Source organism: Streptomyces sp. AP-93 (assembly GCF_022808175.1).
In the GTDB taxonomy this organism is placed as follows: domain Bacteria; phylum Actinomycetota; class Actinomycetes; order Streptomycetales; family Streptomycetaceae; genus Streptomyces.
In genome coordinates, this window is record NZ_JALGBX010000003.1 from 295,876 (window position 1) to 310,627 (window position 14,752).

Sequence of the window (14,752 nt, forward strand, 5' to 3'; positions counted from 1 at the left end):
TAAGGCCCGTACGGGGCACCCCGGCCGCCCTGGGGCCCGTCGACCTCAGTAGCTGGGCAGGGTCCGCGGGCCGAGGTCGCCGCGGGCGGGCGGGTGGGCGACGCGGACGGTCGCGCTGAGCACGGACAGTCCCTCGGTGGCGACGACGACGGGCTCCAGGGCGACCCCGACCACCTCGGGGTGGTCGTCGACGAGGCGGGAGAGGCGCAGGAGCAGTTCCTCCAGGGCGGGGGTGTCCACGGGGTCGCTGCCGCGCCAGCCGAAGAGCAGCGGGGCGGTGCGGATCGAGCGGATCAGGCTCGCCGCGTCCTTGTCGGTTGCGGGAACCAGCCGGTGGGCGGTGTCGCCGAGCAGTTCGGAGGCGACCCCGGAGAGGCCGAAGGACAGTACGGCGCCCGCGGCGGGGTCGATGACGGAGCGGATGACGGTGTCGACGCCCCGCGGAACCATCGACTGGACCACGGGGAGCAGCTCCTGTGGTTTGCCCAGCGCGTGGGTGAGCTCGTCGTACGAGCGGCGCAGCTCGGCCTCGGTGGTGAGGTCGAGGCGGACGCCGCCGAGGTCGGCGCGGTGGCGCAGGTGCGGGGCGGTGGTCTTGAGCGCGACGGGGTAGCCGAGGACCGCGGCGGCGCGGACCGCGGCGTCCGCGCTGGGGGCCGGGAGCGTGGAGAGCACCCGGATCCCGTACCGGGCCAGCAGCTCGCGGGCATCGGGGTCCTCCAGGGTCGCCACCTCCTCCTCCCCTACGCCGGCCAGCAGGCGGGAGAGCTGCCCGGCGGCCCCGCTCTCGTCGATGTCCTCGAACTCGGGCACCTGTCCGACCTCGGCGATGCCCCGGCGCCACTGTCCGTAGCGGACGGCTTCGGCGACGGCCTTGACGGCCCGTTCGGCGGCGGGGTAGCTCGGGATCCGGGCGGTTCCGGAAGCGGGCGCGGCCGCGCTCCCCGGGCCGCCGCCGGAGGCCGGCTCCGGCCGGAAGGGCGCCGCCGCGGTGGCGGGCACGGGGGCGGGCGGGGCGTCGGACTCGGCGACGGGCACGGCTTCGGATCCCGCTTCGGATCCCGCGGATCCGGCATCGGGCAGGGCATCGGGCAGGGCTTCGGGTCCGGAGGCGGACACGGCGTCGGGTCCGGTATCCACCCCTGAGGCGGGCCCGGAGGCCAGGGCCGCCAGGGCCGTCGCCGGCGTCGGCAGCGTCGCGGGCAGCGCGTCCGCGAGGTCCGTCGCGGCGGTCGGCGTCGTGGCCGCCGAGAGGGCCTCCGCGAGGGCGCCCAGCTCCACGTGGACCACGGCCACCGGCTTCCCGGGGTGCGCGGCGGCCGCCGCCCGCAGGGCCTCGGCCAGATCGTCGGCTAGTGCGTGCTCGCTCACCCACGGGATCGCGGTGACGACGACGGCGTCGGTGTCCGGCGAGGCCAGCGCCGCGGAGACGGCGGTGCGGAAGTCCTCCGGCGAGGCGGCCGTGGTCAGGTCGAGCGGGGGCAGCGGCCGCAGCCCCTCCGTCAGGCAGGCGTCGTAGGTGAGGACGCCGAGCGATTCGGAGTTGCCGAGGATGGCCACGCGCGGCCCGGCCGGGACGGGCTGCGAGGCCAGCAGCAGGCCGACGTCCACCAGCTCGGTCACCGTGTCGACCCGGATGACGCCGGCCTGCCGCAGCAGCTCCGAGACCGTCGCCTCGGGCAGCCGGGTGCCGGGGACCACGTGTCCGGCGGGGGTGTGCCGGCCTCCCTTGGCGACGACCACCGGCTTGACGGCCGCGGTGCGCCGGGCGAGCCGGGTGAACTTCCTCGGGTTGCCCAGGGTCTCCAGGTACATGAGCGCGACGTCGGTGGCCTCGTCGTCGTACCAGTACTGGAGGATGTCGTTGCCGGAGACGTCGGCCCGGTTCCCGGCGGAGATGAAGGAGGACAGCCCCTCCCCGCGCCGCAGCAGCCCGGAGAGCAGCGCGATGCCGATCGCCCCGGACTGGGTGAAGAGCCCGACCCTGCCCCGCGCGGGGGCCGGAGCGGGGGCCAGCGAGGCGTTCAGCTCCACCTCGGGGGCCGTGTTGATCACCCCGAAGGCGTTCGGGCCGATCAGCCGCATCCCGTACGAGCGCACTTGCCGCACCAGTTCGCGCTGGCGGGCCAGGCCCTCGGCCCCGCTCTCCCCGTATCCGGCGGACAGCACGACCAGCCCCTGCACCCCGTGTTCACCGCAGGCCGCCACCGCGTCCGGGACCCGGTCCGCCGGGACCGCGATGACCGCGAGGTCGACCGGGGCGCCGACGGCGCCGAGGCTGGGGTAGGCCCGTACGCCGTCGAGCAGATCGCGGGTGACGGCCTCGTTGACGGCGTAGAGGTGGCCGTGGAAGCCGCTGTCGCGCAGGTTGCGCAGGGCCGCCGCGCCCACGCCCGCGAGGGAGCGGCTGACTCCGATCACCGCCACCGAGCCGGGGGCCAGCAGCCGCTGGACGGAGCGGGCCTCGGCGCGCTGTTCGCGGGCGCGCTGGACGGCGAGGGACTCGGCGGTCGGTTCGAGGTCGAGGGTGAGGTGGACGGAGCCGTCTTCGAAGCTGCGCTTCTGCTGGTAGCCGGCGTCGGTGAACACCTTGATCATCTTGCTGTTGGCGGGCAGCACTTCGGCCGCGAAGCGGCGGATGCCGCGTTCCCGGGCCACCGCGCCGATGTGTTCGAGCAGGGCGGAGGCGACTCCGCGTCCCTGGTGGGCGTCCTGGACGAGGAAGGCGACCTCGGCCTCGTCGGAGGGTCCGGTGGCGGAGCGGCCGTCGGCGCCGATCCGGTCGTAGCGGACGGTGGCGATGAACTCGCCGCCGATCGTCGCGGCGAGGCCGACCCGGTCCACGTAGTCGTGGTGCGTGAAGCGGTGCACGTCGCGGTCGGAGAGCCGGGGGTACGGAGCGAAGAACCGGTAGTACTTGGACTCGTCCGAGACCTGCTCGTAGAAGCTGACCAGCCGGCCCGCGTCTTCGGTGGTGATGGGCCGGATCCGGGCCGTTCCGCCGTCGCGAAGGACCACGTCGGCTTCCCAGTGGTCCGGGTACGAGGGGTCGGACTCGGTCGTCATGGGGTCACCTTAAGGCTCGAACGCGCCGAGTGGCCCGGGCGCGGCGCATCGGGCAAGCTGGCTCGAATCAGGGCAAGCTGGGGTAGGTCGAATGGCGGGAAACTCGGGCCGAAGGTCGGTTCGTCCATTCCGGACGCCGTGAGAGACTGGTCTAGACAACCGTAAGAACCTGAAGGGCATCACCATGGCAGAGCGCCGCGTCAACGTCGGCTGGGCCGAGGGCCTGCACGCTCGTCCCGCCTCGATCTTCGTCCGCGCGACGACCGCTTCCGGCGTCCCGGTGACCATCGCGAAGGCCGGCGGCGACCCCGTCAACGCCGCCTCCATGCTGGCGGTTCTGGGCCTGGGCGCCCAGGGCGGCGAGGAGATCGTCCTCACCTCCGAGGCCGACGGCGCCGAGGTCGCACTGGACCGCCTCGCGAAGCTGGTCGCCGAGGGGCTCGAGGAGCTTCCCGAGACCGTCTGACCCTTCGGGTTCGACCCGCAGGACCCGCAGGACCCGCAGACTCGCAGACTTGCAGGACGTGCACGGCGAAGCCGTTGCCCCCGACCGCCGAGGTCGGGGGCAACGGCTTCGCTGCTTTTCCGCGCGGGAATCGGGAATCCGGTCGACCCGTCGGCCCGTCGGACCGGGGGGCGGAAATACACACACCACTGATGGGCGGAATGCGCGGAATTCCGGCGGCGGAATAAAGCGCGAGACGCGGGCGGCAATCAACCGGCCCGGATATCCCCCCTTTGTATACGGCGTTTGTTAATGCGGAACGCTTGCCGTGTTTACGGCAGGTTGCAAAGTCCTCACACGCATCCGGTGCGCCCCCGCCGCCCGGTCCACGTGCACCGCGGTCAGCGCCCGCGCCCGCTCGGCGTCGCCCCGGGCCACCGCGTCCACGATCGCGCCGTGCTCCGCCCAGGACTCCACGGGCCGCGCCGGGGCCTCCACCACGTACATCCAGGCCACCTTGTGCCGCATCTGCGTGAGCAGCGCGATCAGCCCGGGGCTGCCCGAGGCCTGGGAGAGCGTCTCGTGGAACCAGCCTCCCAGGGAGCGCAGATCCTCCCCCTGCCCCCTCCTGGCCCGCTCCTGGCCCAGTCTGACCAGGCCGCGCAGCACCTTGAGGTGGGCCTCGCTGCGCCGCCGGGCCGCCCGGGCGGCCGCGAGGGGCTCCAGGAGCATCCGCAGCTCCAGGAGGTCGGCCGCCTCCTGCTCGGTCGGCTCGGCCACGCAGGCGCCCGCGTGCCGCCGGGTGGTCACGAACCCCTCGGACTCCAGCGTGCGCAGCGCCTCGCGCACCGGGACGCGGGAGACTCCGTAGCGGCGGGCCAGCACCTCCTCGGTCAGCCGGCCGCCGGGCCCGAACACCCCGGAGACGATGTCGTCGCGGATCGCTGTGACTACCGTGTGCGCGGGAATACGCAAGACCGGACCTCCGCCTTTTTCGTATGGCTGTGCGCGTTGCGACTCTATTGCAACACACGATAATTTCCGAGGGCGGCCGGAAATACGAAACATTCACACACCGCGAAGCGCGAAGCGTGAAGGGTGAAGCGCGGAAGGGCGAAGAGCGAAGCACGACGAAGGCCCCGGCTCTCAAAGAGCCGGGGCCTTCGCGGAAGACGTGCGGTGGGGCGAGCGGGTCAGCCGTCAGACGGTGACGCCGTGCGAGCGCAGGTACGTGACCGGGTTGATGTCCGAACCGTAGTCGGCGCCGGTGCGGGCCTCGAAGTGCAGGTGCGGGCCGCTGGAGTTGCCAGTGGAGCCCGACAGGCCGATCTTCTGGCCGGGGATGACCTGCTGGCCGACGGAGACGCTCAGCGAGGACATGTGGCCGTACTGGGTGTACGTGCCGTCGGCGTGCTTGATGACGACGTTGTTGCCGTACGCGCCGCCGTAGCCCGCCTCGACCACCGTGCCGAGGCCCACGGCGTGCACCTCGGTGCCGGAGGCGGCGTGGAAGTCGATGCCGGTGTGGCTGCCGGAGGACCACATGCCGCCACCCGCTTGGTACTGGGTGCTGACATAGGTGTTGTCGAGCGGGGACACGAAGGTGTTGAGACGCTTGCGCTCCTCTTCGCGGGCGGCGCGCTCGGCGGCCTCGCGCTCGGCCTTGGCCTGCGCTTCGGCCTTCGCCTTGGCCTCGGCGGCCCGCTGCCGGGCGTCGGCCTCGGCCTGCGCCTTGGCGGCGGCGGCCTCGGCGGCGCGCTGCTGGGACTGGGCCTGGGCCTCGACGTCGCCGGCGAGCTCGTCGGCCACCACGATGGTGTTGAGGGCGCCGGTGTCCTCCATGGAGGGAGACTTGTCCGCGGCGAACGCGGGGCCGGCCAGGGAGCCCACGACGCCGGTGGCGGCGAGGGCGGCTATGCCGGCGTAGCCGGCGGTCCTGCGGCTCATTCGGCTCGAACCACGGTGCTTGCCGGCGGCACTACTGCCAAACGCCATGAAGGGGCTGATCCTTTCCTTCCCTCTCGCCTACCGGGTTAGCTGACGGGTTCGGAGCAGGAAGGTCTCCTACGGGCCCCTCTTGCGAGGTGGTCCGATTCACCCCAGGGACACAAGTGGGTCCCCGGCTCCCCAGGCTCGCGCCTGACGGGGACTCGGCGATCGCTGCCCGGTGCCGCGGATGCGGCGGTTACAACTGACGGACAGCACGGCCGACGCTAGGCGGATCATCAGCCAATCGCCAAACAGACACGCCCTTTTGTTGCGTACGCCACACCACATACAAGCAACCACACCACCAAAAGGATAGAAAAGGCAAAAGGGACTCCAGCGGGCAAGCCGCCGGAGTCCCTTGCCGGATTCCCTTGCACGACGGGCCAGTTGGCGACCCGCCGGCAGTCAACGGACGATCAGTTGGAGACCACGGTCAGTTGGAGACCACGGTCACCTCGCCGATCCCGAGGGCCCGCACCGGCTCCTCGATCTGCGAGGCGTCGCCGACCAGGACCGTGACCAGACGGTCCACCGGGAAGGCGCTGACGACCGCCGAAGTGGCCTCCACCGTCCCCGTTTCGGCGAGCCGCGCGTACAACTGCGCCTGGTAGTCGTCCGGGAGCTCCTGCTCGACCTGGTCGGCCAGCGTGCCCGCGACGGAGGCCGCCGTCTCGAACTTCAGCGGGGCCACGCCCACCAAGTTCTGCACGGCCACGTCCCGTTCGGCGTCGGTCAGGCCGCCCGCCGCGAGGGTGCGCAGCACCGTCCAGAGGTCGTCCAGGGCCGGACCGGTGTTGGGGGTGTCCACCGAGCCGCTGATGGCGAGCATCGAGGCGCCCTTGCCGTCGGCGGTGGAGCGCAGCACCTGGCCGAAGGCGCGCACGCCGTACGTGTACCCCTTCTCCTCGCGCAGCACCTTGTCCAGCCGGGAGGTGAGCGTGCCGCCCAGGCAGTAGGTGCCGAGCACCTGGGGCGCCCAGACCCGGTCGTGCCGGTCGGCGCCGATGCGGCCGATCAGCAACTGGGTCTGGACCGCGCCGGGCCGGTCCACGATGACCACGCGGCCCGTGTCGTCGGCGGTGATCGGCGGGACCGGGCGCGGGGCGGTGGTGTCACCGGTCCACGCGCCCAGGGTGTCGGCCAGGACGGCGTCCAGGTCGATTCCGGTCAGATCGCCGACGACCACCGCGGTGGCGGTCGCGGGGCGCACGTGGGCCTCGTAGAAGGCGCGTACGGCCGCGGAGTCGATGCGGGCGACCGTCTCCTCGGTCCCCTGACGCGGGCGGGACATCCGCAGGGAGGCCGGGAAGAGCTCCTTCGAGAGCTGCTTGGCGGCGCGGCGCTGCGGGTTGGCGCTCTCGTGCGGGATCTCGTCGAGCCGGTTGCGCACCAGGCGGTCGACCTCGGCGTCGGCGAAGGCCGGCGTGCGCAGCGCCTCGGCGACCAGCCCCAGCGCCTTGTGCAGGCGGGAGGCCGGGACCTCCAGGGAGACGCGCAGGCCGGGGTGGTCGGCGTGCGCGTCGAGGGTGGCGCCGCAGCGCTCCAGCTCGGCGGCGAAGTCCTCGGCGGAGCGCTTGTCGGTGCCCTCGGACAGGGCGCGGACCATGATCGTGGCCACGCCGTCGAGGCCCTCGGGCTCCGCGTCGAGCGGGGCGGCGAGGTTGATCTCGACCGCGACCACCTGCTGGCCGGGGCGGTGGCAGCGCAGCAGGGTCAGGCCGTTGGCCAGGACCCCGCGCTCGGGGGCCGGGAAGGCCCACGGCTGAGGCTCGCCGGCCTCGGGGCGCGGGTGGAAGGTCATCGTGACGGCTGCGGTGTCGCTCACTGCTCCGCCCCCTCGTTCTCGTCGCTCGCGTCGGTCTCTTCGGTGAGGTCGGTGTCGTCGTCTGCGCCGGCTTCGAGCGGCTCGTAGACGAGCACCGCGCGGTTGTCGGGGCGCAGTCGGGCCGCGGCCACGGCCTGCACCTCCTCGGCGGTGATGTCGAGGACGCGCTGGACGGCGGTCAGCGCCAGTTGCGGGTCGCCGAACAGCACCGCGAAGCGGCACAGTTCGTCGGCGCGGCCGGCCACCGTGCTCAGCCGGTCCAGCCACTCGCGCTCCAGCTGGGCCTGCGCGCGCTCCATCTCCTCGGCCGTCGGGCCCTCGGCGGCGAACCGCGCGAGCTCCTCGTCTACGGCCGCCTCGATGGCGGGCACCTCGACCCCGCTGGAGGTCTTGACGTCCAGCCAGCCCAGCGAGGGCGCGCCGGCGAGGCGCAGCATGCCGAAACCGGCCGCGACGGCGCTCTGGTCGCGGCGCACCAGGCGGTTGTGGAGGCGGGAGGACTCGCCGCTGCCCAGGACGGTCAGCGCCACGTCGGCGGCGTCGCACTCGCGGGTGCCGTCGTGCGGGAGCCGGTAGGCCGCCATCAGCGCGCGGGCCGGAACCTCCTCGACGACCTCCTCGCGCAGCTGCTCCCCCATGATCTCGGGCAGCGAGCCGTCGCGCGGCGGCTGCTTGCCGTCGTGGCCGGGGATGGTGCCGAAGTACTTCTCGACCCAGGCGAGCGTCTTCTCGGGGTCGATGTCGCCGACGACCGAGAGCACCGCGTTGTTGGGCGCGTAGTACGTACGGAAGAACGCGCGCGCGTCCTCCAGGGACGCGGCGTCCAGATCGGCCATGGAACCGATCGGGGTGTGGTGGTACGGGTGGCCCTCCGGGTAGGCCAGGGCCGTCAGCTTCTCGAAGGCCGTGCCGTACGGGACGTTGTCGTACCGCTGGCGGCGCTCGTTCTTGACGACGTCGCGCTGGTTCTCCATGGACTCGTCGTCCAGGGCGGCCAGCAGCGAGCCCATCCGGTCCGCCTCCAGCCACAGCGCGAGCTCCAGCTGGTGGGTCGGCATCGTCTCGAAGTAGTTGGTCCGCTCGAAGCTGGTGGTGCCGTTGAGCGAGCCGCCGGCTCCCTGGACCAGTTCGAAGTGGCCGTTGCCGGAGACGTTCTTCGAGCCCTGGAACATCAGATGCTCGAAGAGGTGAGCCAGGCCCGTACGTCCCTTGACTTCGTGGCGCGAGCCGACGTCGTACCAGAGGCAGACCGCGGCGACCGGGGTCAGGTGGTCCTCGGACAGCACCACGCGCAGGCCGTTGGCCAGCCGGTGCTCGGTCGCTGTGAGGCCGCCGGAGCCTGCGTGAGCTGTGGCCGTGTGACCCATGGGCATGTGGTCCCTTCGATCGCGATGCAGAGATTCCTGTCAGACCTGCCACTGTATGCAAGCGTGTCGGCAGGCGGAGAAGTTCCCGGCCCAGTCCTGGGTCGGAGTCGGCGTTGTCGGTGCCTCGGGCCACAATGGTCCGCGTCACCCCTGTCCGAAACCGCCCGCCCGCCCGTCCCAGCCCCGTCCCAGTCCAGTCCCAGCCCCACCCCGTGAGAGCTCAGCTCATCCCGAATCTTGGTTAAGGAGCCGCGCAGCGATGGCCCGCCGCAGCACGAAGACCCCGCCGCCGGAGGATTTCGAGGAGAAGATCCTCGACATCGACGTCGTCGACGAAATGCAGGGCTCCTTCCTCGAGTACGCGTACTCGGTGATCTACTCCCGCGCCCTGCCCGACGCCCGCGACGGCATGAAGCCGGTGCACCGGCGCATCGTCTACCAGATGAACGAGATGGGCCTGCGCCCCGACCGCGGCTACGTGAAGTGCGCCCGTGTCGTCGGCGAGGTCATGGGCAAGCTGCACCCGCACGGCGACGCGTCGATCTACGACGCCCTCGTGCGCATGGCGCAGCCCTTCTCCATGCGGCTCCCGCTGGTCGACGGCCACGGCAACTTCGGCTCCCTCGGCAACGACGACCCGCCGGCCGCGATGCGGTACACCGAGTCGAAGATGGCCGACGCCGCCTCGCTGATGACGGACGGGATCGACGAGAACACCGTCGACTTCGCCGCGAACTACGACGGCCAGGAGCGGGAACCGGTCGTCCTGCCCGCGGCGTACCCCAACCTGCTGGTCAACGGCGCGTCCGGGATCGCGGTGGGCATGGCCACCAACATGGCCCCGCACAACCTCGGAGAGGTCATCGCGGCCGCCCGCCACCTGATCCGCTACCCGGACGCGGACCTGGAAGCGCTGATGCGCTTCGTACCGGGTCCCGACCTGCCCACCGGCGGCCGGATCGTGGGCCTCTCGGGCATCAAGGACGCCTACGAGAACGGCCGCGGCACCTTCCGGATCCGTGCCACGGTGGCCCTGGAGGACGTGACCCCGCGCCGCAAGGGGCTGGTCGTCACCGAACTGCCCTTCACGGTCGGTCCCGAAAAGGTCATCGCGAAGATCAAGGACCTGGTCGGCTCGAAGAAGCTCCAGGGCATCGCGGACGTCAAGGACCTCACGGACCGCTCGCACGGCCTGCGCCTGGTCATCGAGATCAAGAACGGCTTCCACCCCGAGGCCGTGCTGGAGCAGCTGTACAAGCTGACGCCGATGGAGGAGACCTTCGGCATCAACAACGTCGCGCTGGTCGACGGGCAGCCGCTGACGCTGGGCCTCAAGGAGCTGCTGGAGGTCTACCTCGACCACCGCTTCGAGGTCGTGCGCCGCCGCAGCGAGTTCCGCCGCGGCAAGCGGCGCGATCGGCTGCACCTGGTCGAGGGCCTGCTCGTGGCGCTGCTCGACATCGACGAGGTCATCCGGATCATCCGGGACAGCGACAACTCCGCACAGGCCAAGGAGCGCCTGATGGAGCTCTTCTCGCTGAGCGAGATCCAGACCCAGTACATCCTGGACACCCCGCTGCGCCGCCTCACCCGCTTCGACCGGATCGAGCTGGAGTCCGAGCGCGACCGGCTGGCCGGCGAGATCGACGAGCTGACCGGGATCCTCGACTCCGACAGCGAGCTGCGCAAGCTGGTCTCGGCGGAACTGGCCGCGGTGTCGAAGAAGTTCGGCACGGAGCGCCGTACGGTGCTGCTGGAGTCGGCGGGGACGCCGGTCGCGGCGGTCCCGCTGGAGGTCGAGGACACCCCGTGCCGGGTTCTCTTGTCCTCCACCGGGCTGCTCGCGCGCACGCCGAACGCCGAGCCGCTCCCCGAGGAGGAGGGCGGCGCCCGTGCCAAGCACGACCTGATCGTCTCGCAGGTCGTGGCGACCGCGCGGGCGGAAGTCGGCGTGGTCACCTCGTACGGGCGGCTCCTGCGGCTGTCGGTCATCGACCTGCCGCAACTGCCCGACACCCACGCCGCGCCGAACCTGGCGGGCGGCGCCCCGGTCACGGAGTTCCTCTCCGCGCTGGAGGCCGACGAGAAGGTCGTCTGCCTGACCTCGCTGGACGAGTCCGGACAGGGTCTGGCGCTCGGCACCGAGCAGGGCGTGGTCAAGCGGGTCGTGCCGGACTATCCGGCCAACAAGGACGAGCTGGAGGTCATCACCCTCAAGGACGGTGACCGGATCGTCGGCGCGGTCGAGCTGCGCACGGGCGAGGAGGACCTCGTCTTCATCACCGACGACGCCCAGCTGCTGCGCTACCCGGCGGGCCAGGTCCGTCCTCAGGGCCGCCCGGCGGGCGGTATGGCGGGCATCAAGCTCGCGGACGGCGCCAAGGTGATCCACTTCTCTGCGGTGGATCCGGCGCGCGAGGCCGTGGTGTTCACGGTGGCGGGCTCGCACGGGACGCTGGACGACTCGATGCAGTCCGGGAAGCTGACCCCGTTCGACCAGTACCCGCGCAAGGGCCGGGCCACCGGCGGCGTGCGCTGCCAGCGGTTCCTGAAGGGCGAGGACGTCCTGCTGCTGGCCTGGGCGGGCGCATCCCCGGTCCGCGCGGCGGCGGCGAACGGCACTCCGGCCCTGCTGCCGGCCGCCGACCCGCGCCGTGACGGCTCGGGCACGGCGCTGCCGGCCGTGGTCGCGGCGCTGGCGGGGGCCGCGCTGTAGGACGTTCGAGGCGGTTCGGGTGGTACGTCCGAGGGACGTACCACCCGAATGGCGACTAGTGTTTTCCCTCTTGGCACTGGTGGGTGGGGCGGGAGAACAGAGCTGATGAGCCGTCGATCGAGCAACGGACTGATCGGGACCTGGGCGGAGGCGCAGCGCCGGGAGCAGCGGACGCAGCTGATCCAGCAGCGGGAGGCTGCAAGCCGACAGCGGGCGTACGAACGGGACGTGGCCCGGGGTCAGCGCGAGCAGCAGGCCGCCTACAAGCAGCACCGCGAGGCCGAGGCACGGCGGGCCACCGAGCAGCTCGACGCCCGGGTCGCCGCCCTGCAGGGGCTGTTGACGGCGGGCTGCCGGGCCCCGGCGTTCCGGATGGCCGCCCTGGTCCGGCCCGAGCGGCTCGAACCCTTCGACCCGGGGACCCTGGCGCACCCCGTGCCGCTGCCTCAGCTGCACCATTTCCAGCAGCAGAGCAGCGGCTGGACGCTGGGCTCGAACCGGCGAGCGCAGGCGGAACGGGAGGCGCACGCCCGGTACACGCAGGCCTGGCAGACGGCGCAGGCCGCGGAGCAGCAGCGGCGGCAGCAGCTGGCGGAGTACCGGCAGCAGTACGACCGCTGGGCGGCGGAGCAGCTCGCCGCGATCCGCGGACACAACGGCGGGCTCACCGAGCTGGCCGGGGCGCTTCGCGCGGGCGACGCGGAGGCCGCGGTGGAGTACTTCTCGGCGGCCCTGTACGCCTCGGCCGGCTGGCCGCAGGACCTGCCGCGGCAGGTGTCGGCGGCGTACGACCCCGCGCGGCGCCAGCTGGTACTGGACTGGGAGCTGCCCGGGTACGAGGTGGTGCCGGAGGCCAAGTCGGTTCGGTACGTGCCGAGTACGGACCAGGACAAGGAGACCGCCCGCCCGGCCACGCAGCGGCGGGCGGTCTACCGGGACCTGCTGGCGCAGTGCGTGCTGCTGGTGGTGCGCGATCTGTACGCGGCGGACGAGTTCGACGTGCTGGAGTCGGTCGTCGTCAACGGTTTCGTGGACGCCCACGATCCGGTGACGGGGCAGGAGGCGCAGCTCGTGCTCACCTCGGTGTCGGCGGCGCGGCCGGCTTTCGCCGGGCTGCGGCTGGAGCTGGTGAGCGCGGTGGACTGTCTGGTGGAGGGGTTGGGCGGGCAGTTGTCCGCACGGCCGGACCAGCTGGCCGTCGTCCGCCCCGAGCGTCGGCCCGGTGAGGTCGGCGGCGTCGTCCGTCACGGCGGGCACGCGGGCCGCGACGAGGACGAGGACGAGCCGGACCTCTTCGCGATGGACCCGATCGCCTTCGAGAATCTGGTGGCGGAGCTCTTCCGGGCGATGGGCATGGAGGCGGTGACCACGCAGAGGTCGGGCGACGGCGGGGTGGACATCGAGGCGAACGACCCGTCCCCGATCACGGGCGGGCGGATCGTGGTACAGGTCAAGCGCTACCGCAACACCGTGTCCCCCACGGCGGTCCGGGATCTTTACGGCACGGTGCAGGACAAGGGAGCGAACAAGGGGGTGCTGGTCACCACCGCGACCTTCGGGCCCACGTCCTACACCTTCGCCAACGGCAAGCCGCTGGAGCTGGTTCCCGGCGCCGCGCTCGTGGACCTGCTGCACCGGCACGGACTGCGTGGCCGCCTCGGCCCGGGCGCGGCGCCCTCGATCCCGGCCCAGCGGACGGCCGAGCCGGAGCCCGCCGCGGACCACAACGTGCTCGGCATGTCCTGGGCTGGGCCGGTCGCGCTGGACGTGTGCGCGCTGGTCTGCGAGGGCGGCCGGGTGCTGAGCGAGGACCACTTCGTGTTCTTCAACAACCCGAACACCCCGGACGGTTCGGTACGGACCCACGCGCACGCGGCGCCGGACAAGGCGGCGCTCCTGGTCGCCTTCGAGGCGTTGCCGCCGCGGGCCGACCGGCTGGTCCTCGTCGCCGCGATCGACCCCGAGGTCAATCCGAACGCCGACCTGGCGGGCTTCACCGACGCCCGGATCCGGCTGCTGGGGGCGGGCGGCGAGGAGCTGGGCCGGCTGGAGGTCTCCGACGGCCGCGCCGGCGAGACGGCCCTGGTCCTGGGCTCCTTCCGGCGTCGCGCGGGCGGCGACTGGGACTTCGTCGTCGGCGGCAAGGGGTACCCGGGCGGACTGGAGCCCCTGCTGGGCGACTTCGGCATCGAGGTCGCCTGAGCGGCACCGGCTGCGCTCAGAAGTCCTCGGGGTCGGCGTCCGGGTCCGGGTCCGGGTCCTGCTCCGAGGCCGACGCCGACGGGCGGTGTACGTAGCGCAGGACGCCCCACATGCTCTCCGGGGTCCCGCGCCACGGCTCGGGTTCCCGGCAGCTCTCCAGCTCGCGGAGCAGGGCCGGGCCGTCGGTGCCCGAGCCGATCAGGACGAGCTGCGTCAGGCGCGCCTCGCCCCGTCCCCAGGGGTGCGGGGCGAAGCGGAGGAAGCGGCCGACCGCGTGGACTTCGTAGCGCTCCTCGTGGCCGGGGACGCCGAAGTAGACGGAGCCCTTGATCCGGTAGAGGCCGGACGGGCGGCGGTCGAGGAACTCGATGAACCGGCGTGGGCCGAGGGCCTGCTCGGACACGAACTCCGTGCTCGCGTAGGCGGCATGGATGTGACCGGTGTGATCACCGTCGTGGTCGTGGTCGTGGTGATCGTGTGCCTGGGCCAGCAGGTCCTCGAAGGAGAGCTGGCCGCGCGTCTCGGTCCACGGGCGGCGGTCGAAGAGCAGTTCCGGGTCGATCCGCCCGTGGTCGGCGCCGACGACCGGGATCCCCGGTGCGCAGAGCTCGGCGAGCGCGGTCTCGATCCGGGTGCGTTCGGCGGCGTCGATCCGGTCGGTCTTGTTGAGCACCACCAGGTCGGCGACGGCGAGGTGCCGGTCGGTCTCGGGGTGCCTGGCCCGGGTAGCGTCGAACTCCGCCGCGTCGACGACGTGCACCATGCCGCCGTAGCGGACGGCCGGATTCTCGTTGGCGACGAGCATCCGGACCATCTCCTGCGGCTCCGCCAGCCCGCTCGCCTCGATGACGATCACGTCGATGCGGTGGACGGGGTCGGCGAGCTTCTCGAGGTACGCGTCCAGCTCGCTGCCGTCCACGGCGCAGCACAGGCAGCCGCCGCCGAGGGAGACCATCGAGTCGCCGACCTGGCCGGCCACCGACATCGCGTCGACCTCGATGGAGCCGAAGTCGTTGACGACGACCCCGATCCGGGTGCCGCCCCGGTTGCCGAGGAGGTGGTTGAGGGCGGTCGTCTTGCCGGATCCGAGGAATCCGGCGAGGACGATGACGGGGATGCTGTTCACCCGGTCGATCGTAGCC

Annotated in this window: 9 protein-coding genes and 1 riboswitch; of the genes, 3 read left to right on the plus strand and 6 right to left on the minus strand. The window is 72.2% G+C overall.

The features are described 5' to 3' along the window. Positions 1-45: 45 nt before the first annotated feature. On the minus strand, positions 46-3,066 hold the full coding sequence (locus tag MTF69_RS07235; RefSeq protein ID WP_243331717.1) for a bifunctional GNAT family N-acetyltransferase/acetate--CoA ligase family protein: 3,021 nt from the start codon (positions 3,064-3,066) through the stop codon (positions 46-48). Between the two features lie 184 nt (positions 3,067-3,250). On the opposite strand from MTF69_RS07235, the gene MTF69_RS07240 reads away from it, so the two are divergent. Beyond that, on the plus strand, positions 3,251-3,532 hold the full coding sequence (locus tag MTF69_RS07240; RefSeq protein ID WP_243331718.1) for an HPr family phosphocarrier protein: 282 nt from the start codon (positions 3,251-3,253) through the stop codon (positions 3,530-3,532). A 288-nt stretch (positions 3,533-3,820) separates the two neighbouring features. Here the strand turns inward: MTF69_RS07240 and MTF69_RS07245 are convergent, their stop codons facing one another. From MTF69_RS07245 to MTF69_RS07260, 4 genes are all read right to left on the minus strand, one after another. Beyond that, positions 3,821-4,486: a GntR family transcriptional regulator gene (locus MTF69_RS07245; RefSeq protein ID WP_243331719.1), complete on the minus strand. Its 666-nt coding sequence runs from the start codon at positions 4,484-4,486 to the stop codon at positions 3,821-3,823. A 225-nt stretch (positions 4,487-4,711) separates the two neighbouring features. After that, the gene (locus MTF69_RS07250) at positions 4,712-5,506 is read right to left on the minus strand and encodes a M23 family metallopeptidase (protein WP_243331720.1); all 795 of its coding nucleotides are present in this window, start codon (positions 5,504-5,506) and stop codon (positions 4,712-4,714) included. A gap of 12 nt (positions 5,507-5,518) precedes the next feature. After that, positions 5,519-5,677, minus strand: a riboswitch (cyclic di-AMP (ydaO/yuaA leader). Between the two features lie 256 nt (positions 5,678-5,933). Continuing rightward, entirely contained in the window at positions 5,934-7,301 is a 1,368-nt protein-coding gene (locus MTF69_RS07255; RefSeq protein ID WP_243331923.1) for a pitrilysin family protein, read from the minus strand. Positions 7,302-7,321: 20 nt separating this feature from the next. Next, positions 7,322-8,692: a pitrilysin family protein gene (locus tag MTF69_RS07260; protein WP_243331721.1), complete on the minus strand. Its 1,371-nt coding sequence runs from the start codon at positions 8,690-8,692 to the stop codon at positions 7,322-7,324. Between the two features lie 259 nt (positions 8,693-8,951). On the opposite strand from MTF69_RS07260, the gene MTF69_RS07265 reads away from it, so the two are divergent. Beyond that, positions 8,952-11,408 carry a DNA topoisomerase (ATP-hydrolyzing) subunit A gene (locus MTF69_RS07265; RefSeq protein ID WP_243331722.1) on the plus strand — a complete coding sequence of 819 codons (2,457 nt, stop codon included), beginning with the start codon at positions 8,952-8,954 and terminating at the stop codon, positions 11,406-11,408. A gap of 105 nt (positions 11,409-11,513) precedes the next feature. After that, a complete protein-coding gene (locus MTF69_RS07270) occupies positions 11,514-13,610 on the plus strand; it encodes a restriction endonuclease (RefSeq protein ID WP_243331724.1) in 2,097 nt (698 codons plus the stop codon). Positions 13,611-13,626: 16 nt separating this feature from the next. Here the strand turns inward: MTF69_RS07270 and MTF69_RS07275 are convergent, their stop codons facing one another. Then, positions 13,627-14,745 (minus strand): GTP-binding protein, encoded by a 1,119-nt coding sequence (locus tag MTF69_RS07275; protein WP_374322407.1) that lies wholly within the window; start codon positions 14,743-14,745, stop codon positions 13,627-13,629. Positions 14,746-14,752 lie beyond the last annotated feature (7 nt).